Here is a 24,645-nt window from a genome sequence, read left to right as displayed (position 1 = left end):
TGCGAAGACCGGCACTTCAGCGATCCGGGCATCGATCCAGATGCCCGGACGAAGCACGTGGTGTCTCTTTGCCGGTTACGCTAAAAGCAGAATCTTGCCTATGCCGCCCTTCTCCGCTTCAGCATGCGCCTTCGCTGCGTCGGCGAGCGGCATCGTCCGATCAATAGAAATTTTGAACCTTCCGTTTGCAATGTCTTCTGCGAGCGAACGCATACCCGCTACGTCAGGATGGGAGCCGAAAGCCACCACCTTTACGTTGGGATAAACTTTCGCATTTGGGGGAGGGCCCACCACGGACGCATAGGTTCCCCCCGGCTTCACTTTAGTTAGAAGCGCGTCGCTGATCTTGCCGCCAATCGTATCTGCGACGACCTCGACCAAAGCCAGCGCGTCCATCTCCTGTTGGCTATCGAGCGCGAGAACAGCATCGGCCCCGAGCTCCTCGGCCGCCTTCTTCTGCGACCCGCGAACGCCGGCGATGACATGAGCACCAAGCTTCTTCGCCACCCATACCGCAGTGCGGCCCACGCTGCCCAGTGCGCCGGTAATGATGACTGTCTGGCCCGGCTGAACCTTGCCGGCCTCAGTGATGAGCTGATGCCCCGTATTCAGCACCACCGGCAGCGCAGCAGCTTCGATGGGATCAAGTCCATCCGGAACCTTTGACAAGCCCGCAAGATCAGCCAAAAGGAACTCGGCATAGGTCTTGCCGGCGCGCCCGAAGACCTTGTCGCCCTCGACGTATCCTTTGACGCCTTTGCCGACTGAGTGCACAACGCCGGAGTAGTCGTAACCGAGGATGGCGGGCAGCTCCAGCGGCATAAAATCCTTCATGGCGCCGCTGCGAATCTTCCAATCGATCGGATTGACTCCCGCTGCAGTGACGCGAATCAGGATCTGGCCGTCGCCCACCTGGGGATCGTCCCACTCCTCATACTTCAGTTGATCGGGCCCGCCGTACTCGTGCAGCACAACTGCTTTCATCGTCATACCTCGCTAGCTTTGCGACTTAGATGCGCTCGACAGCAGCATCGGTTCACAGAGACGAACCCGCCCTACGCTCATCCACAGCTTTACAACTCCGGCGGTTGAGACCATCGGAGCGAGATCGCGAAGTCCGACCTGACGAAGCCGGGAACCTACTTCACGGTGGCCGCATTCACCGGCTGCCACAGCTCGATTGGGTTGCCTTCCGGATCATGAAGACGTGCAAAGCGCCCGTACGGATAGGTCGTCGGGTCCACCTTCACCGCGATTCCCGCTGCTTCCAGCTGTGCGGCCATCTTGGCCAGATCGCCCACACGAAAGTTGATCATCCACTGCTTCGTCGCGTCGCCAAAGTAATTGGTCTTCTCGGAAAAGGGCGTAAAACTCGTCGGTCCGGCCTGCTGATTCCACACTGGATCGTCTTTGCTCTGCGGAGTGACGAAGACGCCAAGGTGGTCCTGATACCACTGCGCCAACGCCTTCGGATCATGCGCGCGAAAGAAGATGCCGCCGACACCAGTCACCCGTTCCTTCGGCAGAGAGTTCGGGTTCGCGGCGGTCGTCCGCTCTGCGACCGCAAAAGCCCCCGGCAATAGTGCCGATCCGGCAGCAGCTGTGAGCACCCCAAGCACCTCACGGCGTTGCATCTTCATGACGTCCTCCACATTCGCCCAGATTATACGGTCAGCTCAACCGGAGCACCCAACCATTCCAGTGCGCCTCATTTCTGCCGATGCGGGACAGATCTGGAGGAGGCGACCGGCCCTAATCTGTCATCGACAGGCGTCCGAGGCCGCATCCCCAAGCCAACCAAAAATAAATCTCAAAAAGTTGGCGTATTTTTCGAAGCCGAAAAGTGTGGTGCTAAAACTCCACATCCACCACGCATCCCACCACGTTTTCACCATCAAAAAACCACGTCCAAACACACAGTTTTCCCGCAACCCCCTTCAAAAACCCCAGCAAACCCACACTTTTGCGCCCGCCCACCACAGCAGAAAAAAATCTGCTCACCGCAAAAAAATCCACCAACTTTTTTAAGAAATTACTCCGGCCGATCTCTCGAGAGAGACTTGCGGGCAGCCTCAAGGACCATCCCGATCTCCGCCTCCCCATGGGCCGTCGAAACAAAAGCAGCCTCGAACTGACTCGGCGGCAACCACACCCCCTCGTCAAGCATAGCCCGATGAAATCGCCCAAAAGCTGCCGTATCCGACGTAGCCGCACTCGCAAAATCAGTGACTGGCCTATCCGTGAAAAACCACGTAAACATTGACCCAACACGATTGGTCGTCAGCGAAATCCCCGCCTCTCGAGCCACGCCCGCAACTCCCTCAGCGATGCGCGAGGTAGTGCTCTCAAGCCCGTTGTAGACCTCCTCCTCATGCTTCAAGAGGTGGCTCAACGTAGCGAATCCTGCAGCCATCGCAAGCGGATTCCCACTCAACGTTCCAGCCTGATAAACTGGCCCCAGCGGAGCCAGAAACTCCATCACATCAGCCCGCCCGCCAAACGCCCCGCAGGGCAAACCGCCGCCGATGATCTTGCCCAGCGTCGTAAGATCCGGGGTAACTCCATATACCTGCTGCGCCCCTCCAAGCGAAAGACGAAACCCCGTCATGACCTCGTCCAGAATGAACAGCGCACCGTGCTCCGCGGTGATTGCTCGCAGACCCTGCAGGTACTCGGCGGCGGGGGCGATCGTCCCGGCGTTGCCTACAACCGGCTCCACGATGACACAGGCGATCTCGTCCGGCCGCACTGCGAAGGCTTCTCTCACAGCCCCGAGATTGTTATAGGGCAGAGCAAGCGTATGCATGGCAGTCTCTGCGGGAACCCCTGCCGAGCCTGGAATTCCCAGCGTCGCGACGCCGCTGCCGGCTTTGACCAGCATGGCATCCGAGTGGCCGTGATAGCAGCCTTCGAACTTGATCACGAAGTTGCGGCCAGTGAATCCACGAGCAAGTCGGATAGCCGACATACAGGCCTCCGTGCCGGAGCTGACGAAGCGCAGCTTTTCGACCGAAGGAAAACACCGCGTCACCAGCTCAGCCAGATCTGCCTCTGCAGCAGTAGAGGCTCCGAAGCTCGCTCCACGCGAGGCAGCCTTCTGAATCGACTCGACCACCGGCGGAAAGGCGTGGCCGAGGATCATCGGCCCCCAGGAGCCAAAGAAGTCGAGATACTTATTTCCATCCGCATCAAACAGATAGGCCCCTTCCGCATGGGTAACGAACGGCGGATCCCCTCCCACGGCACGAAACGCCCGCACCGGCGAGTCGACGCCTCCAGGCAGGAATTTTTCAGCACGAAGCTGCAGTTGACGGGAGCGGGTAAGAGACCGGGACATAGCAACAGTATAAGAGGGCATATCATAAGGACATGACCGAGCCAGAATATGCAGAGATTGAGGGCCGGGCACTACTGCTGTACGACGGCGTCTGCGCACTGTGCAACGGCGTGGTGCAGTTCCTGCTCAAACACGACCGGCAAGAGAGATTACGATATGCCCCGCTGCAGAGCGCTCTCGGCCATGAGATCCTTGGCCGCCTGGGCATTCACATCTTTCCCGACGGCGTGATGTTGCTGACCGATGCCCTGACTCCGCAGGAACGGCTCTACCAGCGTTCGGATGCGGTAGCCGCAGCGCTGAAGTTGCTCGCAGCACCGTGGAGGCTTCTGGGGCGACTGGTGACGCTGGTGCCGCGGCCCATGCGCGAGTTCGGCTACGGAGTGATCGCCCGCGTTCGCTATCGAATCTTTGGACGCTACGACACATGTCCTCTGCCACCTTTGGGGCAGCGACGAAAACTTTTGGGCGTGTACGAATAACGGTTGTTTTACGATGCTTTGACCACCGCCCTGCTAGACTAAACTTCTTCTTTTCAAGCACTACGATATGGAGCACGACCTTGCCGGATGAGACCTCCCCGCCGCCCGTTTCAATCGCCACGCACCGCGCTACGCCCGAACAGGACACACCCAGGGAGACCTCTCCGCTGCAGTCAGCGATTGCGCAGAGAAAAGCCGCAAGCCTGAAGCAGTCCGGCGCTGGAGAAAAGGCCAAGAGTCCCGCGAAGAAGAGCATCAGTTACGCGGATGCCGGCGTCGACATCACCTCCGGCGACCGCAGCAAGCAGCGCATCAAGATGCTGGCGCGCAAGACCTTCAACCGGCAGGTGCTGAGCGAGATCGGCGGCTTTGGCGGCCTGTTCGCGCTGGACCTCGAAAAGTTTCCCAACCCCGTGCTGGTCTCGAGCGCGGACGGCGTTGGCACGAAGCTGAAGGTCGCGTTTGAGCTGGGCATTCACCATACCGTCGGACAGGACCTCGTCAACCACTGCGTGAACGACATCGCAGTGCAGGGCGCGACGCCGCTGTTCTTCCTTGACTACCTAGCCACTGGCAAGCTGGAAGACATGGTGATCGAGCGGGTCGTGCAAGGTATCAGTGAGGCCTGCAAAGCTAACGGCTGCGCGCTGATCGGGGGCGAGACCGCGCAGATGCCGGGCTTCTACGCGGACGGCGAGTACGATCTCGCCGGAACGATCATTGGTGCGGTGAGCCGCGACAAGATCATCACCGGAGAGCATATTCAAATCGGGGATGTGCTCGTGGGTCTGCCGTCAAACGGATTGCATACGAACGGGTATTCGCTGGCGCGGAAACTGCTGTTCGAAGTCGCAAAGTATGGTCCCGAGCAGTACATCAACGAGCTGAAGGACAAGACCGGAGCCGCCTTGATGCGGACGCACCGCAGCTATCTGTCGGTCATCAAGAAGCTGACGGGAGCCGAGGTGGTAAGCGGCATGGCGCACATCACTGGCGGCGGGATCACAGAGAATCTGCCGCGCATCCTGCCGAAGGGCATGGGAGCGCTGATCGACCGCGCGTCGTGGACGGTGCCACCGCTGTTTGAACATCTGCAACAGCTGGGCAATGTGGATGAGGACGAGATGCTTCGGACCTTCAACATGGGCATCGGGCTGATCGCGGTGATTCCGGCGGAGAAGATCAAAAAGGCAAAGGCGATTCTGAACCGCGCGAACGAACGGCACTGCCTGATAGGCCGTGTTGTGCGCGGAGAACGCAAGGTCAGCTACAACTAGATAGCTCGCAGTGTCGCTTTACGAGCCCGCCGGCCACTAGATCTCGCAGATGGTTGGCGGGCTTTTGTGTCGGTCCAGTTATCTCCGCGAATGATCTACTACGCAGCCAGGGCGTAACTAGACGGACGATGCGGACGGCTGCGTCGAAAGAAAAAGTAGATGATGACGCTGACGACGGCGGCGTAGGCGCACCAGACTGAAGTGAAGGCATAGCGCTTGACCAGCATGACAACGAGCAACCCCACGAGGTTAAGCCAAGCCAGGGTAATGAGATCGCGATAGCCGGAGAAGAAGAGCGAGCCGCAGGTGGCAATGACATAGAGGATCGCGATGAAGGTGGTGGTCGTGATGGTGTTGACGTAGACGATGCTGTTGTCCTGCACAGAGACCTGCAGCGGATACGCGATGAGGCCCCAGAGCACGTACAGCATGAGCGCGCCGCCGAGAATGACGAATGGGAGCACCTGGCGGCGCTGCTTCAGGGTGGGCTCAATGAGCAGCACGCTGAGAGGAAGGAGAAACGGCAGCAGGCCCTGCGCGTAGAGCGTGTAGGCGGCGCCGGCGCTGTGGGTTACTCCGGGCGAAAGTATTCCGTCAAGACCCAACCAGACAAAGCCTTCGATGAACTGATGGAACGCGAAGAGACAGGGCATCGCGGCAAAGAGCAGCTCGCGGCGATGTTTTACTTCGGTGAGCGTGGCGACACCGATTCCGCCCAGGATGGCGCTCCCGACAAAGTTCGCGGTTGCGGAGAAGCACATAGGGTCCTCGTGGTTTCAGGCCATCATACTTGAGAGCTTGCCGACAACCTTGTGTTCTTATAGAAAGCACCAAATCACTCAAGGGACGACATGAAGATTCGAGTCAGCGTTTGCTTTGTTTTCGTCGCAGTCAGCTTGTTTTCTGGTTCTCTCACAAGCGCGCAAGGTGCTCCTTCTTCAGCAACTACCCCAACTTCGCAGGCTACGATGGATCGCGACCTGATGGAGGTCACGATTCCTCGCCTGGAGGAGTTGTACCGCGCGAACAAGTACACCGTGACTGAGGTGGTCGAATGGTATTTGACGCGGATCGCGCGGTACAACGGAATCTATCGCGCGGTGCAGACTGTTGATGCACGGAATGCGTTGGCCACTGCAGCTCGCGAGGATGCGGAAGCGAAGGCTGGAGGAAGCAGTTTTCGGCGTGGACCGATGTGGGGCGTTCCGATTGTGACGAAAGCGAATACGAGCATCAAGGGATTGATTACAACCGATGGCTGGAAGGGCTACATGATTCCAGGACACGAGCTGGTGGCACCGAAGGATGCGACCATCGTCGCAAAGCTTCGAACTGCGGGAGCGGTGATTCTGGGGCAGACGAACATGCCGGACTTTGCAGCGAGCGATACGAATCGCAGCACTGCGTTTGGGCGGACGGGAAACGCTTACGATGTGCGGTTCAGTCCGGGTGGCTCGTCGGGAGGAACGGTGACGGCGGTGACGGGCAACTTTGCGCTGCTGGGCAATGGGACCGACACGGGGAACTCGATTCGCATGCCGTCGGCGACGAGCTCGGTGGTGGGAGTGTTTCCGACGCGAGGGCTGGTGAGTATCGCGGGGATCGCGCCGCTGGACTGGCTGCTCGACAATACGGGGCCGATCGCACGAACAGTGACCGATGCGACGATTGCGCTGGACGTAATGGCCGGCGAGGACGCTGCGGATGCGCGGACGACGGGTTCCGCGGCGGAGGCTCAGAAAGGGCCCTATACGCAGTATCTGAAGGCGGATGCGCTAAAGGGCAAGCGGTTTGGTGTGCCGGCTTTCATTCTTGCAGGGGCGGGGATTCCGTTTCAGGGGATTCCTGCATCGGCGACGGCGAGTAAAGTAGCAGAGGATACCGAAGATTCGCGTGAGCCGTTACGGCCAGAGACCCGGGCAGCGTTTATGAAATCGGTTGAAGGTCTGCGAGCTGCGGGAGCCACGGTGGTATTCGATGATTCGATTCTGCCGGACAGCTTTGCGGTGACGGTGGCGCGCGTGGGGACGTTTCCTTATGTAAAGGAGGGTACAGAGAAGTTTCTGGCGGAGTACGGCCCGGCGCAGTATCACTCGGCGGCGGAGTATGAAAGTGTGATTGGCTCGCGGTTGCCGCCGACGATTATTGGTGGCGCGGATCCGGCGACGCGACGAGGACGGGCGACCATTGTGCAGGAGTCGATCGAGAGCGACCCGCAGGCTGAAGCCAATTTTTACGGGCCGCGGAAAAAAGCGCTCGAGGCTTATAACGAGACTCTCGACCGGCTGCATCTGGACGGGTTTGTCTACCCGGCAACGCAGATGCCTCCGCCGGATGAGACGATGCCGCAGAATGGAAAGCTCAGCGAGGGGCCGCACAGCGATACGGGGTGGGTGAACATGATCGGCGTGCCTGCGGTGGTGGTGCCTGGTGGATTCTATCCCGACGGATTGCCGTTCGGACTGGAGATCTCGGCGCGTCCCTGGAGAGATGGGGATCTGCTGGGCTGGGCTTACGCGTATGAGCAGGCGACGAAGCATCGCAGGCCCCCGGTGCTGGTGGAGAAGGGTTTGCTTCCGGATGCACGATGAGTTGTGGGCCGTCGGAGACAGGAGCGCATGCCTCGCCTAAAATCTAAGCAAGGGACCCTTCATGCACCGAATTGGAATTCTTCTCTCCGGCAGAGGCTCAAACTTTCTTGCGATCGCGAAGGCTATTCATGAGCAGCGTCTGCTCGGCGCGGAGATTGCCGTGGTGTTGTCGAACCTTGAAGATGCTCCGGGGCTGGCCGCGGCGCGCCAGCTAAATATTCCAGCGTTTGGAGTTCCTTCGGTTGGCCGCAAGCGCGCTGAGCATGACGCGGAGATGATTGCGCGTCTGCATCAGCACAAGGTGGATCTGGTCTGCCTGGCGGGATACATGCGCATCATCTCTCCGGTGTTTGTGGAGGCATTTCCGAACCGCATTCTCAACGTGCATCCATCGCTGCTTCCCGCCTTTCCTGGGCTCGACGCACAAGGGCAAGCGCTGAACTACGGGGCCAAAGTGGCTGGATGTACGGTTCACTTTGTCGATGAAGCGGTGGATCATGGCGTCATCATCCTGCAGAAGACCGTGTTAGTCCACGACGACGATACCGACGAGACATTATCGGCTCGCATCCTCGAACAGGAGCACCGTGCCTACCCGGAGGCGATTGCCTGCGTGCTCAGCGGCGAATACTCCATACAGGATCGACGTTACGTCCGCAGCAAAGTCTAAAACCGTCGCATGGTCTGAGGCACAAGCCCCATCAAGGCTCCCAGCAGGAACAACAGCAAGGTGTAACGGATCATCGTCGCACTGCTCGGGTTCTCCGGAGCCGAGCCCGTAAAGAGACGCCACGCCATGCCGGCTGCGATGAAGAGAAAGACCCCTTCATGCAGGAACGCAAAGAAGAGAATGGCGGCGGCTAAGATCAACCCGCGCTGCATACGATTTAGTGCGTGAGTCGCTTGCGCGCCGTCAAGACCCAACACCGGCACCAGATTTATCAGATTCAGCCATGCGCCCGCGTGAGCCAGCGCGGCCCACAATTCGACCTTCGTGAAAAAATACATTGCCGCGCACGCTGCCGCAGCCAGCAATCCAGCGAACGGCCCCGCCAGGGCAATGCTTGAGAGCGCGTCGAGCGAGATCCCCATGCTGTACCAGCGCACGTACGCCCCAAACCCAGGCAAGAACACTGGAAGGTCAGCCTTCAATCCGCGACGACGAGCTGCGACATAGTGCCCGAGCTCGTGGATCAGGATCGACACAGCGAAGCCGAGACCAAATCTCCAGCCAAAGAGCGCCCAGTAGACTCCGAAGAAGGCGAAGAAGCTGAACAGAAATTTGAACTTCAGCAGAGCGAACAGGAAGGTCTTCGCCTTCATGAGGAAGAACGCAGCCGGGGCAAGCGGGCCCAGCCTCTTTTTCCAGGTCGCCGTTCGTTGCTCCCCTTGCTCAATTCGCCCGTCGATCGCTGCGAGGTGCCCTGCCACCATCTGGCTCTGCTCCGTACCGGCAGGCAGCCACTGGAGCATCTGCTGCCAGGTCTCACGTGCCTGCGGCCAGGCTCGCTCCTGCTCCTGCGATACCGCTAGCTGTCCAAGCCCCTTGAGGTGTCGCGCATAGACAATCGAATGACACTCTGGACAGGCGAGCGTCATCGGTGGCAGCCAAAGACCGCACTCGGGACAGTTATGAATCGGATCAGGAGTAGTAGCGGAAGGGGTCGTTTCAGTCACAACAGGTCGGCCGTAGAAGCATCTGCGTCTATTTTATCCGAGAGTCTGTCCTGCCGGACGGGCCTCCTGCGCGGAGCGCGGCCACTTCGTGGCGTGTATACCCCTTCGGTTGGCGCTCCCGTTGGTCGCGAAGAAGATCTTGTGCCGACCATCGGGAGGCTCGGGCGAAGCCGCTATACGCGTCACGAAGTGACCGCGCTCCGCGCAGGAGGCCCGTCCGGCAGGACAGCTTCTAAGTCTCGCGACCTGCCTGCCCCTGCTGCTCGGTTGCATCGTTCAGCTTCACCTTCACATCGAGCCGTTTGCGCCCGCGGAAAACCGTGAGAGTCACCTCGTCGCCCGCTTTATGCGAGTTCATCACCGCCGCCAGATCCTGCGCGTTCGTGATCTCCTGTCCGTCCATCGCGACGATCAGATCGCCGCCCAGCATCACCGGCATGTTTCCCTGGTAGGCTTTCTGCGTTCCTCCATGAAGCCCGGCCTTCTCTGCTGCGCCGCCGGGCAGGACACGCTCAATCAACAGACCATAGTCGGCAGCCAGACCGATCTGGTCGGCGACCTCCGGACCAATCTCCAGGGTGGCGATGTCGAGCGAGGGACGACGGATTCGCCCGTACTTCGCAAAGTCGGCGATGACAGCCTTGGCGGTATTGACTGGGATGGCAAAGCCAATGCCGGCCGACTGGTCAACACCATTCGAAGCGATGAGAGTGGTGATGCCGATCACCTCGCCTCGCGAATTCAGAAGCGGGCCGCCGGAGTTGCCTGGATTGACGCTGGCGTCGGTCTGGATCGCGTCTTCAATGGGATTGTTATTCGGCCCGCGAATCGACCGTATCGCCGAGATGATTCCGCGTGTCATGGTGCCGGACAGGCCGAACGGATTCCCGATCGCGTAGACACGCTGGCCCACGGTGAGGCTCTGCGATTCGGCGAGCGTCGCCGGCTGAAGGTTAGGAGCATTGTTGATCAGAAGCAGTGCGAGGTCATGCCCTTTATCGACGCCGACTACGGTGGCCTTGTACTTGTGCTTGTCCGAGAGCGTGACCTCGACGCGCTGGGCGTTGTCGATGACGTGGTTGTTGGTGAGGATGTGTCCCTGTTTGTCCAGAATGAATCCGGAGCCCTGCCCCTGCTGCGGAACCGGACCGTAGAAGAAGTCCATCGCGATCGCGGTCGAAGTGATGTTGACCACCGACGGCAGGGCTTTCTTGTAGACGGCAATATTCTGCTGCTCTTCAGTGTCGTAGGCGGGAGCGGCATTGGCTTCGGTCAGCTCAAAGGTTCCTAGCGGGCCATTCACGGCGGCGGTGTTCGTCGCAGACAGGGACGTGGAGGGCGTGGCGCGATGCAGCCAGGGCGAGACGGCTCCCGTCGACCAGACATGCGTCGTCAGGTAGTAGAAGCCAGAGAGAAGAAGCACCACAAGGAGAACGGGGCGTAGTTTCATCGTGAGCACGACCTGATCTTTCAAATAGCCGGCTGCGAAAGACCGACACATTCAATTGTATCGAGGCGCGCGCCCCCCTGCTTAGGCGTGTAAAAGGCCGTGGATCCCATCAAAGCGGCAAACAAGAATTATCTGAAGAGCAGGACAGCGGGACCGAATTCGTCCCGCTTTTTAGGAGCACCAGGACGCTGAAGTCGTCGTGCTCCCGATCCATATCCGGGGAGGGCTAAGTCTGTACTTGCTTACACCATACGCTGCAGCCGATTGAGTGCCGACGGCTTGATGCGCGGCGCATGGAGGAAGTTCTCGCGTTCGGGTTGCCGTTTGGTCTGCACCCCCCACTGCTCCTCCTTGACCTTGACCGGCCCGGCCCAGGATTCGGCGTCGAGATCGGCACTGGTGATGTTCGCTCGACCCACCAGGGAACGGTCCGTGCGATCGAGCCGATCGGATCTGTCTGCGCGCTCAGGCCTGTCGATACGCTCAGAGCGTTCCGGGCGGTTGATGACCTCTACTTCTTCGCTCTTCGCCGCGACCTCCATACCTTCGGCCACTGCCTCAACGTCCTGCTCGTTGCTATGAACAGTCGCCATCAGTGAAGCCATGAAGTTTGCCATCATGCGCTGCGCACACTTCTGTCCACACAGATGCTTGGCGCCCTTGCGCGAGTTCTTCGGCGACTCCCAACCGCGCAGCTTCAACTCGCCGCCCTGTTCGTAGGCGACGAACCAGTAGTTACTCGTCTGCTTCTCTGCTGCACAGATATCGCAATTGATAGCTTGCCGGATCATCTGCCTGTCTCCTTGTCCCTCGATGAAGTGTGCCTGTCTGACACAGTCCCTTCATCGGCAGAAGATCAAAATGCATCATCCGGGGACACCCAAAATGTTGGAGATTCGATGCAACGTGTTCCCCCTGAAGTCCGGGACGGAGGCTTGTCTATGCCGCAGTTTCGAGGATCGGCCAAAGCTGATCGACCTGCCACTCCAGCTCGGTCAGCGCGCCGCCATTGGTCAGCACATAGTCGGACAAAGCGCTCTTCTGTTCGTCGGAGATCTGCTGAGCCAGCCTGCGGCGCGCCTCCGCTTCAAGTTCCGCGCGCTGCTCCTCGCTTATCATCCTGCCGGTGGAGCAACGAGCGACGAATCGTGCGATCTTCACCTCTTCCGGAGCCGTCACCAGAATGATCCTGTCGAAACGGCTCTGCCAGCGCGAACCATCTGCACCATAGCGCGTCTCGAAGATCAACGCCGACTCCACCATCACAACGGCGTGAGGCTCCTGCTGAAATATCTTCTCAGTCAACTCCATCTGGCGCGCGATCACCAGAGGATGAGCGATTGCATTTAACTCTTCAACGCGACCCTCTGTGAAAGCGATGCGCGCCAGGGCGGCGCGATCAAGAGTTCCATCGGCGAGAACCACACCCGGACCAAAGTGAGCGACCATCCCGATGTAGATCGGCTGGCCCAACTCCATGAGTTCGCGGCCGATCGCGTCCGACTGCAGGATGTGCGCCCCGTGAACAGCAAACAGCTTCGCTGCGGTGGACTTTCCACTTCCCAACCCGCCAGTGAGGCCGACACGCAGCATAGCGGCTACTTATTCCCCGGCGAGATTCCGCGCCGCAACTTTGCAGCCGTTACCGTGTTCTGCATGAGCATTGCAATCGTCAACGCGCCGACGCCGCCTGGGACCGGGGTGTACGCGCCCGACACCGCAAATGCAGCCGGATGAATATCCCCAACCACAACTGATCCGCGCTTGGCGAAGGCCGCTGCCCGGTTTGGATCGCCGGGGAAGAACTTCTCGACGTCTGCGGCGTCAGTGACGCGATTGATTCCGACATCAATCAGCGTTGCGCCCGGCTTGACCATATCCGCCGTCACGAATCCCGCACGACCGATCGCTGCCACGAGAAGGTCTGCCTCGCGAGTGAAGCTGCCGAGGTCCACCGTTCTGCTGTGGCATACGGTCACCGTGGCGGAGGCGTTCAGCAACATCACCGCCGTGGGCTTGCCTACGATATCCGATCGCCCCACCACAACCGCGTTCTGTCCGGCGACCGGCAATCCGCTACGCCGCAGAATCTCGATGATACCCGCCGGGGTACATGGAGCCAATCCCGGCTGACCGCTCTGCAGACGGCCTACATTCACGGGGTGAAATCCATCCACATCTTTGTCCGGCGCTACAGCCTCGAGCAGCCGCTTGGTGTCTACGTGCTTCGGCAGCGGAAGTTGAATCAGGATTCCGTCGATGTCTTCTCGGGCGTTGAGGGCCGAAACCAGCACCAGCATCTCATCGGTTGTGATGCTCTCCGGCGGCGTGATCATCTCGCTGAAGATTCCCAACTCGCCGCAGGTCTTCACCTTGGTGCGAACATAAATCTGCGACGCAGGCGACTCTCCGACCAGAATCACCGCCAACCCGGGAGTGATGCCGCGAGTCACAAGAGCTTGAACCTCGGTCGCCACCTCGGCCTTGATCTGCGAGGCGATCGCAATGCCGTCCAAAATCGTTGGAGTTCTCTTCATCTCATCCATACGTCTTTCATGGTATCGCGCTCCCCGGCTCCTCTGAAGATAAGATAGTTTTGTGAGCGCCCAATCCCCGCCGGCCGAAGATCTACGTTACGTCGTCTGTCCGGTCTGCCATCAGAAGCTCGAACGCGTGGACGATGTTATCTCGTGCAAGGGATGCAGGCGACGCTATCCTGTGGTCGAAGGAATTCCTGTACTGCTTGCGGACCGCGCTCTAATCCAGTGACTCAAAGAACTTTTCGGGCCATCTTTTCGTAAAGTCGTCTGACGATGGACTCTATTGTCGATCAATGCGTGTCCAGAAAGAGAATACGACCTCAGTCAATTTATGACGTCTAACATCACAGATAAGCTGACGGCGGACACACGCCGGGCAGGAGAAGAACAGATGACAAAGGCAAAGAGCGCCCACGTCGAAAAGTTCACCGAGGCCGATCTCTCCGGGTTGCGGGAAGATCTGATGAAGTCGGGTCTCGACTCCTGGCAGGCCGCCGATCTCATCAGCAGTTTCCTTGTCACGCGCGGCTACGGCGTCTCCACGCAGGATGCGCGCAAAGCGGCGTTCCGGATGGAGTCTATCAGCTGCTCGTTGCCTTGCCTTCAGGAGGAGTTGGAGAAGATCGCACAGGTGATGTGAAGTGCCGAACCTCCACATGGCTCCTTCGGGCTGGAACAGGAACGCGGGCCAGACTGAATAAAAAAAGATTGTTCATGCGACAATTTCGTCCGCTACGCTACCCCATGGCCGTTGGCTCTCGCTGCTCCGTTCTCCTTCTTCTCACCCTCACCCTCCCTGGAGGGATGCCGGTTTTTAGCGAAGAACAAGTTGTGGAGCAACCTGATCGTCCCCAGTTCGTAAAGACCACTCTCGCTGACGGGATCGATCGAGTTGCCGGACAGGAGCCAGGTTCGCAGATAAAGTACGTACGGCTGGCTCTCGCGGGGTCTCTCCGTCTCCCCGCTGCTGCGGACTCTTCCCTGCCTTTACCCGCCCCCACGCTAATCGCTCAATGCACCCTGCGCCCAAACGGCAAATCTTATTTCGAACTCTTTGCGAACTTTGGAGGCGCCACCGACCTCACTTTTTATCCTCCCTGGACGCCTGCTTCCCAAGACGACCTCTTTCCTCCGCGCACGGAGAAAGTCCCCATCACAATGGACTTCCTCGGCTACACCCGCGTTAAACCCGTTCGTCGTCAGTGGGAGATTCCGGTTCAGACACCGGGCCAGTATCGCTACAACCCTCCTGGCCCCGGCTCTACGAACCTGGAAGAGATCGCCTACTACCTCCGATATCTCGTTGCCCTTCCCACGCTTCGCCTCACGCTCGGCAACAACTCCGCTGACTTTCTCACCACACCGCTGCTCAACGAAATCCGCAAAGAACCGCTCTGCCGTGCGGCCGCCCTCTGATAAGGAGGACCAACACAAGACAACGAAGTCGGGACTTCTGGAACAGGGTCTAAAATCCTTTCCAGCGCAGGGCGAAACCTAACGCTCGAGAGCCCATGAAGACTGTGAAGCTTCTCTCCTGGCACGAAGACATTACGACGAAGGCTGCATCGCTGAAACGCCGTGGCCTGAAGATCGACGCTGCTCCTCTGATCAGAAACTCGGGGGTCGTCGGTGAACTCGCCCATCTCAACCCCGCAGCGCTGGTTCTCGATCTGGACAAACTTCCGTCGCACTCCCGCGAGGTTGCACTGGCTCTTCGCTCCAGCAAATCCGCGCACCACGTACCGATCCTCTTCGTAGGCGGATCGCCCGAAAAGACGGCACGAATCCGTGCTGAAAATCCCGACGGCAGTTACGCCTCATGGTCAGAGGCTCCTGGCGCCCTCACCGCACTTCTTCTCCATCCACCAGCTCCTCCGGCCACCGCACCTCACCGCGACTTCTCAGCAACACCCCTGCTAACGAAACTAGGGGTCAGTTCAAATAGAGAGGTAGCCCTCATCGCCGCTCCAGACGGTTTCGAAGAGCTACTTGGCGACCTCCCTGAGAAGACGGTCCTGCTCTCGCGCCTCCGGCCGACCACCAGCCTCGCGTTTTGTTTTATCCGCTCGCTCGCAGACCTGACCTCTATGCTGGATCTACTGACGCTTCGTCTCCCCAGGCAGGCCTCCGTCTGGATCGTTCATCCAAAACGCACCGGCACACACCACGTCGACTTCAATCAGAACCACATACGCGACGAGGCCCTCGCCGCAGGCCTGGTCGACTACAAGGTGTGCTCGATTGATAACGACTGGTCCGCGCTCAAATTTGCATGGCGCAAGTGTTGATCTTCGCGGTCGGACGATCCTTCACGGTGTAACACCTGCTCCGGCCCCGTTGAATATTGCTCGCAGCGCAACACTTCCAGTTCGACCTCAGGGTACGGCATTGAAAAGAGCGCAACACCCCGGCGAGAATATCCCGCGCTCGCTTCCGTAGTCTTACAAGGCATAATCAAAGGATGCCGTCTCTCTGGTCCCCATCCGACTGGCCCCAGCGCCTCGCCGAACTGCAGGCCCCCACGGGCGAGCTGAAAGAAGCTCCGCTGCGCCGCGACGTTCGCTCTCTCGGGATGCTGCTGGGCGAGGTGCTGCGCGAGCAGGCCGGCGCGCCGCTCTATGAGGCCGTCGAAGCTCTCCGCCGCATCGCCATCGCGCGTCGCGAAGCCGAAGCCCCGCAGACCGGAGCCGCCGACCAGACCGTCGCCACCGCCCATCTCCAGCAGACGCTGGCCCGCGTCCATACGCTTGACCTGCCCGCTGCCTACCAGCTCGCCCGTGCCTTCGGCTTCTACTTCGAGCTCATCAACCTCGCCGAAACCAACCATCGCAAGCGCCGACGCCTCTCCTTACAGCTGAATCAGAGCGCGGATTCAGCCGGCTCTATTCAACGCGGTGATCTGCGCGGAACTCTCCGCCGTCTTCGCCAGGCCGGCTTTCCCGCGGAACAAGTTCACTCCCTGCTGGCGCGTATCTGCGTCGCCCCGGTCTTCACCGCGCATCCCACCGAGGTCGCCCGCCGCAGCGTCATGTTCAAGCGCCGTCGCATCTCCGATCTCCTCGAGCAGCTCGACCGCATACCCGTCCCCGAACCTCACCTCGAATCTCTTGAACGCGATCTGCTGGCCGAGATCACCGCGCTCTGGCAGACCGACGACGTGCGCAGCGCACGCCCTACGGTGCTCGACGAGATCCGCATGGCCCTCGACTACTACGAGTCAAGCCTCTTCGACACCCTCCCTGTTCTCTACTCCGAAGTCGCCGCCGCGCTTGCTGCCGAATATCCCGACGATAAAAGCTCAGATTCAGTTACAAACAAATCGGAACAGTCTAGATCTTCGACAGCTCAATCCTCCGTCGCCGATCTTCCCCTTTTAATCCGCTTTGGTTCCTGGATCGGAGGCGACCGCGACGGCAACCCCTTCGTCACTCCCCAGGCGACGCGCGACGCGCTCGCGATGGCCCGCGCTCTCTTGTTCACGCACTACCGCCGCCGTCTGCAAAACATCTTCGAGCAGCTTGCAAGTTCTACCCAACAGGTCCCTGTCTCCCAGGAACTAAACGCGCTGCTCGACAGCTATCTCAGTCAACTCCGCACCGCCGGCCAGAGTGCTCTCGGCGAGCGCTTCCCTCACGAATCCATCCGGCTGCTCATCGCTTGCATCATGATGCGACTTGGTGCGACTCCGCAATCCGCCGTTCCCGTTCCGGCCAATCCCGCGCTCAAGCCATACACCCGGGCTACCGAGATGCTCTCCGATCTCACAATCCTTCGCGAATCACTGGTCGACAATAGCGGCCCTCGTCTCGCCGAGATGCTCATCGACCCGTTGCTGATAGAGGTTCGCACTTACGGACTGCACCTGCAGACACTGGACATCCGCCAGCACGCCCGCGTCCACGCCGCCGCCGTCGCGGAGGTCTCCGCATGGTGTCCCTCCAACTCGCCTGACGCGCTCAACCTCCCATCCGCGCTGAACGAACAGACCGCCGAGGTTCTCGACACCTTCCGCACCATCGCCGAACTCAAGCAAACCTACTCCCCAGAGTCCATCCGGCAGTACGTCATTAGCGGCGCAACCAGCGCCGAAGATGTCCTGCAGGTCATCTGGCTTGCGCGTCTCGGTGGAGTCAAGGTCGAAGCCACCACACCTCAACCAGACGGCACAGTAGACGACCCCGGCCTGCAGCCCGTTCCGCTCTTTGAGTCCATCGAGGATCTTCAGAACGCCCCCGACATTATGCGCAAGCTCTGGACGAGCGAGGCCTACAAGCCACTTCTCGCGAGTTGGAATCGTCAGCAGGAGGTCATGCTCGGTTACTCCGACTCGAACAAGGACGGCGGCATGATCACGAGCACATGGGAGATATGGAAGGCTCACCGTGCACTGCATGAGGTCGCTCGCGAATGCAACGTGAACCTGCGGCTGTTCCATGGTCGCGGCGGCACGGTAGGTCGCGGTGGTGGACCAACGCACCGCGCCATCTTCGCTCAGCCTGTCGACAGCTTCACCGGCGAACTTCGCATCACCGAACAGGGCGAAGTTCTCAACTGGAAGTACTCCGACGTCGTGCTCGCCGAACGCAATCTCGAGCTGATGATCGCCGCCAGCCTCGATGCACTGGCGCGCCCCGATGCGGCGCTGCAGCGTGGCGCGGAGATTCCCCACCTCACCGGCGAGATCCTTCCCGCATGGGAGGCCGCGCTCGACCAGCTTTCGGCTACCTCCTACGAGTTCTATCGCAAACACATCGTCGACAACCCCGACACGTTTACCTACTTCGAGCAGTCCACTCCCGTCGCAGAGCTTGAACACGCCCGCCTCGGCTCACGCCCCGCAAAACGCAGCGGCAAAAAATCCATGGCCGATCTGCGTGCCATCCCTTGGGTCTTTGGTTGGATGCAGTCTCGCCAACTCGTTCCCGCGTACTTCGGCGTGGGTCACGCGCTTCATCAATTCATCCAATCCAAACCCGACGGCCTCGGGCAGCTTCAAACCATGGCCCGCGACTTCCCACTCTTTCTCGACATCATCCGCAACGTCGAGATGGCCCTCGCAAAGGCAGACTTCGGCATCGCCCGCCTCTATGCGTCACTGGTCGAAGACGAAGACCTTCGCGACCGCGTCTTCACGACCCTCGAAGCTGAGTTCAACCTGACGCTTCGCATGATTCTCGAGATCACAAAGCAGAAGTCGCTCCTCGAAACCAACCCGGTTCTCGAGCGCTCCATCCGCCTGCGCAATCCCTACGTCGATCCGATGTCGCTCATTCAGGTCGAGCTGATGCGACGTAAGCGCGCAGCACTGGCAAAAGGACACCCCGAGTCTCCCGAACTGGACCGCGCCATCTCCGCCACGATCAACGGCATCAGCGCCGGCCTCCGCAACACCGGCTGATCGCGAAAGAAGTAGAAATACCTAATTCGAAAAAAGGGGGAGCTCAATCAGCTCCTCCTTGCCGCACCTCTCGCAAGCAAAGTATCAATATCCCTGATCCGCTCGGAACGCCGTTACTTTATTCTTCACAAACGTCACCGCCATCGGTTTGCCAAGATTTGCAAACACCACCATGCGATTTCCGTAGTCGTTGCTCGTGCTCTTACTCACCTGTCCCAGCGCGAGCTCCACCTGCCGCTCGTTCATCCCGAGAATCACCTGGTGCGAGTCCACCGCCCTCCAGATCTCCGGCCCCCAGTGCTTGTAGAGCTGATGCGGATCGTCATAGAACAAAATCTCATCCGTATAAAACTTGTACTCGCCCGCCTGCCGATAGCCCACCGGCACCGCGTACTCCTTCGTGTCGCCTGCAACATCAGGACGCGTGAACACCATCAGCACCTGCTTGTCGCCGCCCGGAATTCGAAACGTCGCAGCCTTCGGAGCCACCTGCTCGATCGCGTCCTTCACCATGAGCGGTTCCGCGCCCAACAACGTTCCGGCAGCCTTGCCGTACTGAGCCGCATGTCCAACGAGAGGATAGTATTCCAGTTGCCCACCGGCCGAAACCCAAACTGTCGATCCCGCCAGATCCTTAATGTCCTTCAGCGAATCCGGCCGCTTCTGCTTCAGGTAAACAAGGTCGTCTGCTGGAATCACCTCGCGCGCGGGAGCCTTTACCGAGTTATCCGGAGCATTCCGCTCCCGGTAGATCAACCCCACTCGAATGCCGACCGCCAGCACCAGCACCACAGTCGCCCCGATCGCCGCCTTCGCTCCATTCTGCATCGACTCTCCCTTACCCCTTAGATAGCAACCACTGCACTCTAATCTACCGACTCCGCGACACTCAACTCCTCATCCGCTCCCATCAAAGCGTCCGCCGTTAGAGCATCGGCATTGCGCAACTGCGGGAACAATGCGGCAGCAGAGGCCGTCACCAGCATCGACCCGATCCCGCCAATCACCACTGCGCGAACAGCGCCCCACCACTGCGCCGTCACACCACTTTCAAACTCGCCAAACTCATTCGACGCTCCAATGAACAACCAGTTCACCGCACTCACACGCCCACGCATCTCAGGCGGCGTCGCCAACTGTAGCACGCTCGACCGAACCACCACACTCACCATGTCACTCGCACCGACGATCACCAACGCCGCCGCGCTTAAGTAAATGCTCTTCGATAACCCGAAAACCACCGTAGCCGCGCCGAAGATTCCAACGCACACCAGCATCGTCGCCCCAGCTTTGTGCTTGATCGGTCGCACTACCATCACCAGAGAAACCGCGAGCGCCCCTACCGACGGCATCGCCCTCAGCAACCCAAGCCCGCGTGGTCCAGCATGCAAAATGTCCGTCGCAAAGATCGGCAGCAACGCCGTCGCGCCACCCAGCAGCACCGCAAACAGGTCCAGCGAGATCGACCCCAGAAGCAGTTTCGCGCGCCAAACGTACTCAAGCCCCGCCAGCACCGTCTTCATGCTGAAAGCCTTCTTTTCCGTGGTCACCATCTTCGTTCGAATCATGCTGACCAGCACAATGAAACCCAGCAGCATCAGGAGCGTGAAGCTGTACACCAGCGGCGCGCCGTTACACAGTGCCGCTACACCGGCCAGTGGCAGCGTAAACAAGATTCCTCCCACCGCAGGCCCTGACATATTCGCAATCTGGTAGACCGTCGCGCCCCAGGTCACCGCGTTGACAAAGTTTTCTTTAGGCACCAGGCTAGGCAGCATGGCACTCGCCGCCGGCCCGCTGAACGCTCTGCCCAACCCAATCCCCACCAGCACGGCATAGATCGGCCAGATCCGTCCATGCTGCAACGCCGTCGCGCTCAAAGACAACCACAGCAGCACGGCCGTGCAACAAGCCTGCAGCCCGTAGCAAAGCAGAATGATCTTGCGCCGGTCATATCGATCCGCCGCATGTCCCGCAGCAAGCACGACAAACAATCCAGGCAGAAAAAGAGCGAGCCCCGTATACCCAAGGTCCAAGGCAGAGTGTGTGATCGCATACACTTGCCATGCCACCGCGACCGACTGAGCCTCTGCCCCCAGAATCACCATCAAACGCGCCGTCTGATAAAGCCGAAAGTCCCGCGACTTAAACGCCGAGCGGTAGTCGTTCTCGTCCGCCAGCTTTACTCGTTCCGAGCCGTCCGCCATGCCCTATGTTTTCACACTTCCGCTACGAAAATGTCACCTTCTCCCAGGACCTATTTGCCTGTCGATCATCTTCTTGGAATGCTGCGTGATCTGTCCCGGCACAACATGCCGTCGCGCAGTCGAGACGTCCCCGCAAGGCTCTAAGCAATCGCGCCTGAATTTTCGTTGGAGATCCCAGTGCCGAAGCACCGCTACCGGCCCAGATAAACCTTGTACTGTGTCTCGACGACTCCAGTATTCCGCGCCAGTTGCAGCTTCGACTGGTTGTACTGATACAGCGTATCCACCAGCCGACTCTGCGCCGCAGCCAGCGTCGCCTGCGCCTGAACGACCGGCAGATTGTCGTCCACCCCGGCAGAGAAACGGTCAGACGCATCCTGCAACTCCTGCGTCGCGAGGTCCACGTTGCTCCTGGCCACCTTCACCAGGTCATTCGACGACTGCACATCCAGCATCGCCGCGCGAATCTGTTGCTCGATCGTTACTCGCAGTGAATCGATCTGCTGCTTCAACCCTGTAACCTGAGCTTCCGCTACCTCACGCTCGCCACGAAGCTGCCCTTCCTGAAACACCGGCACGCTCACCTTGCCGGTCGCTGTGAACACGCCGTGATACAGCGAACCGATCTCACCCAGCACGCCGTAGTATCCATCGAACGACACCACCGGCAGACGCTCCGCCCGTACCGCCTTCCGCGCCTTCGCCGCAACCTCAAGCTGCGCCTGCAGACTCAGCAGATCCTTCCGCCGCTCGTAAGCCAGCTTCTTGGCATCCTCCAGGGGCAGCTGCGCAAACTCCGCGTAAGGAGCCGTATCGGTCAGCGTAATCTCCTGGTCCGCCGGCAGTCCGATCAACCGGTTCAGCGCAATCTTGTCCTTCGCAAACGCGTTCTCGTCATTGATCAGCGCCTGCTGCTGCGTCTGCAACTGGACCCTCGCCCTCAACTCGTCCAGATTCGTACCAACGCCCGCCTCGTGCGAGGCCTTCGCCTGCTGGTACGCCACCTCGTCGGCCTTCTCCAAAGCCTGCGCGTTCGCAATCTGCGAAGCATCCGCCAGCGCCAGCAGATATTGCGATCCCACTGCCAGCGTCACACCACCCAGCTCATTCAGAGTGGTAAGGTTAGCCACCTTCGCCGCCTGCTGCGCCGACCGGTACAGATAATACGCAGGCACATTGAAGAGCTGCTGATTCAAACTCATCTGGGCCTCAGCCGTATTCACCTTGACGATCTCGCTGAACGCCCCTGGAGGCAAACCCAACCCAGCCAGCGATTGGCCCTTGAACCCCTGCGCCGCCAGGTTGATCTCCTGCGCCTCAATCTGTCCCTTGGCGGTTAGACTCGGAAGCAGACTATTTTCGGCGGTCAACACCTCGCCACGCACCACCCGCTCATTCTGGATGACCAGCAGCATCTGCAGGTTGCGCTTCTCACCGCGAGCGATCGCGTCATCGAGACTCAGCGCCAACGCACCCGGCGTTGCCTGTTCGACCACCACCCCACCCGGCAGCTTCACGAGATTGGGCATAGGGGCCGACGGCAGATCTGCACTTTGCACCTGAGTGCCTTGGATCTGAGCACTTTGGGTCTGTGCGCCCGCCATGGGGACACACAAAGCCAGCGCCAGAGGCCACACCACCGCCCGCGAGCGCACCTTCGCTTCTCGTGAAATTTCAGTCAGGGCTTTCATGCTCTCTTATTAGAGTGCCACACTCCCCTCGCGATGCAGAAATCACGAGAAAACGGCCCTCGCACCCCTCCCTCAGCTAAAATACGAAAGATAATCCTATGCGTCTTATAACAATGAACCGCATCGTCCTCGCCGCAGCCCTGCTCCTCGCCCTTCCGGCCGTCCCGGCCCTCGCTCAGGGCTTCAAAGATACCTCCATGCTCCGCGCTCCCGCCGGATCTCCAGTCGCCATCTACGAGTTTGAAGATCTCGAATGCCCCGCCTGCTCGCACGCCTTCCCCATCGTGCATGCGGCCGTCGATAAATATAAGATTCCCCTTCTACGCCACGACTTCCCTCTGCGGATGCACGTCTGGAGCTTCGACGCCGCCGTGATCGCCCGCTACATTCAGGACAAGATCTCCCCACAGGCCGCTGAAGAGTACCGCCGCGCCGTCTTCGCCAACCAGATCTCCATCGCCTCGAAAGAAGATCTCAACGGCTTCACGCAAAAGTACTTTCAATCTCATGGCCGCGTGATGCCGTTCGTCATCGACCCGAACGGGCTCTTCGCTGCAGAGGTGCACGCCGACCAGACCCTGGGCGAGCGCGTCGGTCTCACCAAGACTCCGACCATCTTCATCGTCACCCACAAGGGCTTCGTCGAAGTTAACGACGTCACTCAGCTCTACGCCATGCTCGACACCGCAATCGCAGAAAACCCTGCACCGGCAACGGCCAAACCAAAGACCACGACAGCGAAGCGATAGACCAATGACCCGGGCGCAGTTCCTAATCTCGGGCCTCTTGTTGACGACTGTTGTCGCAATCACGTAGGTGACGCGCACTTCACCGGCATAGGAGCAGTTTCCAGCGCCCTGACCGCATGGTTCGATTTAGATCGCAAACTCTACCACCCGCTGCCTGTCAACGAACAGGTCGAAGTACTCTCCATGATCGGCGACATCGCCTCCTTCCAGGGCAGGCCGATCGTTCACACCCACGTCGTCCTGGGGAAACAACACGGAACCACAGCGGGCGGTCATCTCTTCGAGGCCTGGGTCAACCCCACCCTGGAGGTCTTCGTCACCGCTGATGACACACCGCTCAACAAACGCGACGATCCACGCGGCCTCAGGCTCATCGATCCCGCGAAGTAACGGCTTCCCGATCACGGCCGCTTCACCGAGTCTGGCCATCTCACCGAACCTGAAAGATCAGGAAGTAGTCCTGACCGTCCGCCTTGGTGAAGTCGTACGTCCCGACCAGCTTGTACCCAGCCTGACCCATCTCTTTCACCACAACATCGTGGTTCAATCCATGGTCCGCTCCGTTGCCGTTACGGTCGATAATCCCCACCTTTGCCCCCGGCCGCAAAGCCTTCTGCAGCACCTTCATCGTCGGCACAGGGTGCGCAATCTCGTGATAGACCTTCAGCATCAGCACCGCGTCCACGCTCCCCGTGGGTAGCCGCGGATCGTCTGGGCTGCCCAGCACCGTACGCACATTCGACAGATCTTCCTTCAACGCTCGCTTGCCGATGTATTCGATCGCCAACGGATTAATATCCTCCGCGATCACCGCACCCGTAGCTCCAACCCTGCGCGACGCACGCACCGTAAACCACCCCGAGCCTGCACCGATATCCGCAACATTCTTCCCCGCGACAATTCCAAGCAAGTCCATCACGCGATCGATCTGCAACTTCTTATCCCGGTCCGGATACTCAAAGATGGAAAGGTCGCCAGAGTAAGGAGTACTCGTAGGCCGCTGCGTTACATCCTGCGCCACGCCGGGGGAAGTCGATATTGTGACGGACGCTTTGTCCGAGCTCCGCTGCGTTCCCGCCCCGGTCTGCGCACCAGAAGGGACGCAAACTTCAGCCGTCAAAACAAAAACCAATAGAGCTCTACCCACCAGAGGCCGCAGAGAATCATTCAGAAAAATCATCTCAACAGCATCTGCCTATTCACGGACGAGGGCAATCCCCCAGGTGGCCATTTCCAACCTGACCAA

At 59.6% G+C, this 24,645-nt stretch carries 24 protein-coding genes; 11 read left to right on the top strand and 13 right to left on the bottom strand.

The window, feature by feature from the left end:
- Window positions 1-75: 75 nt before the first annotated feature.
- The 3 genes from RBB81_RS06970 to hemL form a co-directional block, all read right to left on the bottom strand.
- Complete coding sequence (locus RBB81_RS06970; protein WP_183790233.1) at window positions 76-984, bottom strand: NADP-dependent oxidoreductase; 909 nt, start codon at window positions 982-984, stop codon at window positions 76-78.
- Window positions 985-1,139: 155 nt separating this feature from the next.
- On the bottom strand, window positions 1,140-1,640 hold the full coding sequence (locus RBB81_RS06965) for a VOC family protein (protein ID WP_353073180.1): 501 nt from the start codon (window positions 1,638-1,640) through the stop codon (window positions 1,140-1,142).
- Between the two features lie 392 nt (window positions 1,641-2,032).
- Window positions 2,033-3,337, bottom strand: a complete 1,305-nt coding sequence (gene hemL, locus RBB81_RS06960; protein ID WP_353073179.1) for a glutamate-1-semialdehyde 2,1-aminomutase — start codon at window positions 3,335-3,337, stop codon at window positions 2,033-2,035.
- 32 nt (window positions 3,338-3,369) lie between these two features.
- On the opposite strand from hemL, the gene RBB81_RS06955 reads away from it, so the two are divergent.
- Both RBB81_RS06955 and purM read left to right on the top strand, forming a co-directional pair.
- The gene (locus RBB81_RS06955; protein ID WP_353073178.1) at window positions 3,370-3,819 is read left to right on the top strand and encodes a thiol-disulfide oxidoreductase DCC family protein; all 450 of its coding nucleotides are present in this window, start codon (window positions 3,370-3,372) and stop codon (window positions 3,817-3,819) included.
- A gap of 203 nt (window positions 3,820-4,022) precedes the next feature.
- Window positions 4,023-5,096 carry a phosphoribosylformylglycinamidine cyclo-ligase gene (purM, locus tag RBB81_RS06950; RefSeq protein WP_353073905.1) on the top strand — a complete coding sequence of 358 codons (1,074 nt, stop codon included), beginning with the start codon at window positions 4,023-4,025 and terminating at the stop codon, window positions 5,094-5,096.
- A 98-nt stretch (window positions 5,097-5,194) separates the two neighbouring features.
- On the opposite strand, the gene RBB81_RS06945 is transcribed toward purM, so the two are convergent.
- Window positions 5,195-5,857 (bottom strand): DUF6629 family protein, encoded by a 663-nt coding sequence (locus tag RBB81_RS06945; RefSeq protein ID WP_353073177.1) that lies wholly within the window; start codon window positions 5,855-5,857, stop codon window positions 5,195-5,197.
- Between the two features lie 90 nt (window positions 5,858-5,947).
- Between RBB81_RS06945 and RBB81_RS06940 the strand changes: the two genes are divergently transcribed.
- On the top strand, window positions 5,948-7,687 hold the full coding sequence (locus tag RBB81_RS06940; RefSeq protein ID WP_353073176.1) for an amidase: 1,740 nt from the start codon (window positions 5,948-5,950) through the stop codon (window positions 7,685-7,687).
- A 61-nt stretch (window positions 7,688-7,748) separates the two neighbouring features.
- The gene (purN, locus tag RBB81_RS06935) at window positions 7,749-8,357 is read left to right on the top strand and encodes a phosphoribosylglycinamide formyltransferase (protein ID WP_179581266.1); all 609 of its coding nucleotides are present in this window, start codon (window positions 7,749-7,751) and stop codon (window positions 8,355-8,357) included.
- Here the strand turns inward: purN and RBB81_RS06930 are convergent.
- From RBB81_RS06930 to RBB81_RS06910, 5 genes are all read right to left on the bottom strand, one after another.
- Window positions 8,354-9,286, bottom strand: a complete 933-nt coding sequence (locus RBB81_RS06930; protein WP_221272879.1) for a site-2 protease family protein — start codon at window positions 9,284-9,286, stop codon at window positions 8,354-8,356. The genes purN and RBB81_RS06930 overlap by 4 nt on opposite strands.
- Before the next feature lie 310 nt (window positions 9,287-9,596).
- Window positions 9,597-10,814, bottom strand: coding sequence for a S1C family serine protease (locus RBB81_RS06925; protein WP_353073175.1), 1,218 nt, complete (start codon window positions 10,812-10,814; stop codon window positions 9,597-9,599).
- Between the two features lie 242 nt (window positions 10,815-11,056).
- Complete coding sequence (locus RBB81_RS06920; RefSeq protein WP_353073174.1) at window positions 11,057-11,605, bottom strand: hypothetical protein; 549 nt, start codon at window positions 11,603-11,605, stop codon at window positions 11,057-11,059.
- Window positions 11,606-11,753: 148 nt separating this feature from the next.
- Window positions 11,754-12,407, bottom strand: coding sequence for a dephospho-CoA kinase (gene coaE / locus RBB81_RS06915; protein WP_353073173.1), 654 nt, complete (start codon window positions 12,405-12,407; stop codon window positions 11,754-11,756).
- 5 nt (window positions 12,408-12,412) lie between these two features.
- Window positions 12,413-13,360 (bottom strand): bifunctional 5,10-methylenetetrahydrofolate dehydrogenase/5,10-methenyltetrahydrofolate cyclohydrolase, encoded by a 948-nt coding sequence (locus RBB81_RS06910; RefSeq protein WP_353073172.1) that lies wholly within the window; start codon window positions 13,358-13,360, stop codon window positions 12,413-12,415.
- A gap of 52 nt (window positions 13,361-13,412) precedes the next feature.
- Here RBB81_RS06910 and RBB81_RS06905 point away from each other — a divergent pair, with 52 nt between their 5' ends.
- The 5 genes from RBB81_RS06905 (at window position 13,413) to ppc (ending at window position 18,752) form a co-directional block, all read left to right on the top strand.
- A complete protein-coding gene (locus tag RBB81_RS06905; RefSeq protein ID WP_353073171.1) occupies window positions 13,413-13,583 on the top strand; it encodes a Trm112 family protein in 171 nt (56 codons plus the stop codon).
- Window positions 13,584-13,745: 162 nt separating this feature from the next.
- On the top strand, window positions 13,746-13,994 hold the full coding sequence (locus RBB81_RS06900) for a hypothetical protein (protein ID WP_353073170.1): 249 nt from the start codon (window positions 13,746-13,748) through the stop codon (window positions 13,992-13,994).
- 74 nt (window positions 13,995-14,068) lie between these two features.
- On the top strand, window positions 14,069-14,770 hold the full coding sequence (locus RBB81_RS06895; protein ID WP_353073169.1) for a hypothetical protein: 702 nt from the start codon (window positions 14,069-14,071) through the stop codon (window positions 14,768-14,770).
- 95 nt (window positions 14,771-14,865) lie between these two features.
- Complete coding sequence (locus RBB81_RS06890; protein WP_353073168.1) at window positions 14,866-15,642, top strand: hypothetical protein; 777 nt, start codon at window positions 14,866-14,868, stop codon at window positions 15,640-15,642.
- Between the two features lie 173 nt (window positions 15,643-15,815).
- Window positions 15,816-18,752, top strand: coding sequence for a phosphoenolpyruvate carboxylase (gene ppc, locus RBB81_RS06885; RefSeq protein ID WP_353073167.1), 2,937 nt, complete (start codon window positions 15,816-15,818; stop codon window positions 18,750-18,752).
- Between the two features lie 84 nt (window positions 18,753-18,836).
- On the opposite strand, the gene RBB81_RS06880 is transcribed toward ppc, so the two are convergent.
- The 3 genes from RBB81_RS06880 to RBB81_RS06870 form a co-directional block, all read right to left on the bottom strand.
- Window positions 18,837-19,580: a hypothetical protein gene (locus RBB81_RS06880; protein ID WP_353073166.1), complete on the bottom strand. Its 744-nt coding sequence runs from the start codon at window positions 19,578-19,580 to the stop codon at window positions 18,837-18,839.
- A 38-nt stretch (window positions 19,581-19,618) separates the two neighbouring features.
- Window positions 19,619-20,959, bottom strand: a complete 1,341-nt coding sequence (locus RBB81_RS06875) for an MFS transporter (protein ID WP_179581255.1) — start codon at window positions 20,957-20,959, stop codon at window positions 19,619-19,621.
- A 191-nt stretch (window positions 20,960-21,150) separates the two neighbouring features.
- The gene (locus RBB81_RS06870) at window positions 21,151-22,650 is read right to left on the bottom strand and encodes a TolC family protein (protein ID WP_353073165.1); all 1,500 of its coding nucleotides are present in this window, start codon (window positions 22,648-22,650) and stop codon (window positions 21,151-21,153) included.
- 98 nt (window positions 22,651-22,748) lie between these two features.
- Between RBB81_RS06870 and RBB81_RS06865 the strand changes: the two genes are divergently transcribed.
- Together RBB81_RS06865 and RBB81_RS06860 are read left to right on the top strand one after the other, a co-directional pair.
- Complete coding sequence (locus tag RBB81_RS06865; RefSeq protein WP_353073164.1) at window positions 22,749-23,399, top strand: DsbA family protein; 651 nt, start codon at window positions 22,749-22,751, stop codon at window positions 23,397-23,399.
- Between the two features lie 87 nt (window positions 23,400-23,486).
- A complete protein-coding gene (locus RBB81_RS06860; RefSeq protein ID WP_423248068.1) occupies window positions 23,487-23,789 on the top strand; it encodes a PPC domain-containing DNA-binding protein in 303 nt (100 codons plus the stop codon).
- 40 nt (window positions 23,790-23,829) lie between these two features.
- On the opposite strand, the gene RBB81_RS06855 is transcribed toward RBB81_RS06860, so the two are convergent.
- Window positions 23,830-24,579, bottom strand: a complete 750-nt coding sequence (locus tag RBB81_RS06855; RefSeq protein WP_353073163.1) for a class I SAM-dependent methyltransferase — start codon at window positions 24,577-24,579, stop codon at window positions 23,830-23,832.
- Between the last annotated feature and the right edge of the window lie 66 nt (window positions 24,580-24,645).

Origin of the sequence: Tunturibacter gelidoferens, assembly GCF_040358255.1 — a bacterium.
Lineage (GTDB): Bacteria > Acidobacteriota > Terriglobia > Terriglobales > Acidobacteriaceae > Edaphobacter > Edaphobacter gelidiferens.
The sequence above is the reverse complement of the archived record's forward strand: the minus strand, read 5'-3'. Positions and strand labels throughout refer to the sequence as shown.

Excerpts from the sequence above, each read along its gene's own strand:
- RBB81_RS06970 (WP_183790233.1), bottom strand. The coding sequence starts at position 984 with ATGAAAGCAGTTGTGCTGCACGAGTACGGCGGGCCCGATCAACTGAAG.
- RBB81_RS06965 (WP_353073180.1), bottom strand. The coding sequence starts at position 1,640 with ATGAAGATGCAACGCCGTGAGGTGCTTGGGGTGCTCACAGCTGCTGCC.
- hemL (WP_353073179.1), bottom strand. The coding sequence starts at position 3,337 with ATGTCCCGGTCTCTTACCCGCTCCCGTCAACTGCAGCTTCGTGCTGAA.
- RBB81_RS06955 (WP_353073178.1), top strand. The coding sequence starts at position 3,370 with ATGACCGAGCCAGAATATGCAGAGATTGAGGGCCGGGCACTACTGCTG.
- RBB81_RS06945 (WP_353073177.1), bottom strand. The coding sequence starts at position 5,857 with ATGTGCTTCTCCGCAACCGCGAACTTTGTCGGGAGCGCCATCCTGGGC.
- RBB81_RS06940 (WP_353073176.1), top strand. The coding sequence starts at position 5,948 with ATGAAGATTCGAGTCAGCGTTTGCTTTGTTTTCGTCGCAGTCAGCTTG.
- purN (WP_179581266.1), top strand. The coding sequence starts at position 7,749 with ATGCACCGAATTGGAATTCTTCTCTCCGGCAGAGGCTCAAACTTTCTT.
- RBB81_RS06930 (WP_221272879.1), bottom strand. The coding sequence starts at position 9,286 with ATGACGCTCGCCTGTCCAGAGTGTCATTCGATTGTCTATGCGCGACAC.
- RBB81_RS06925 (WP_353073175.1), bottom strand. The coding sequence starts at position 10,814 with ATGAAACTACGCCCCGTTCTCCTTGTGGTGCTTCTTCTCTCTGGCTTC.
- RBB81_RS06920 (WP_353073174.1), bottom strand. The coding sequence starts at position 11,605 with ATGATCCGGCAAGCTATCAATTGCGATATCTGTGCAGCAGAGAAGCAG.
- coaE (WP_353073173.1), bottom strand. The coding sequence starts at position 12,407 with ATGCTGCGTGTCGGCCTCACTGGCGGGTTGGGAAGTGGAAAGTCCACC.
- RBB81_RS06910 (WP_353073172.1), bottom strand. The coding sequence starts at position 13,360 with ATGGATGAGATGAAGAGAACTCCAACGATTTTGGACGGCATTGCGATC.
- RBB81_RS06900 (WP_353073170.1), top strand. The coding sequence starts at position 13,746 with ATGACAAAGGCAAAGAGCGCCCACGTCGAAAAGTTCACCGAGGCCGAT.
- RBB81_RS06895 (WP_353073169.1), top strand. The coding sequence starts at position 14,069 with ATGCGACAATTTCGTCCGCTACGCTACCCCATGGCCGTTGGCTCTCGC.
- RBB81_RS06890 (WP_353073168.1), top strand. The coding sequence starts at position 14,866 with ATGAAGACTGTGAAGCTTCTCTCCTGGCACGAAGACATTACGACGAAG.
- ppc (WP_353073167.1), top strand. The coding sequence starts at position 15,816 with ATGCCGTCTCTCTGGTCCCCATCCGACTGGCCCCAGCGCCTCGCCGAA.
- RBB81_RS06880 (WP_353073166.1), bottom strand. The coding sequence starts at position 19,580 with ATGCAGAATGGAGCGAAGGCGGCGATCGGGGCGACTGTGGTGCTGGTG.
- RBB81_RS06875 (WP_179581255.1), bottom strand. The coding sequence starts at position 20,959 with ATGGCGGACGGCTCGGAACGAGTAAAGCTGGCGGACGAGAACGACTAC.
- RBB81_RS06870 (WP_353073165.1), bottom strand. The coding sequence starts at position 22,650 with ATGAAAGCCCTGACTGAAATTTCACGAGAAGCGAAGGTGCGCTCGCGG.
- RBB81_RS06865 (WP_353073164.1), top strand. The coding sequence starts at position 22,749 with ATGCGTCTTATAACAATGAACCGCATCGTCCTCGCCGCAGCCCTGCTC.
- RBB81_RS06855 (WP_353073163.1), bottom strand. The coding sequence starts at position 24,579 with ATGATTTTTCTGAATGATTCTCTGCGGCCTCTGGTGGGTAGAGCTCTA.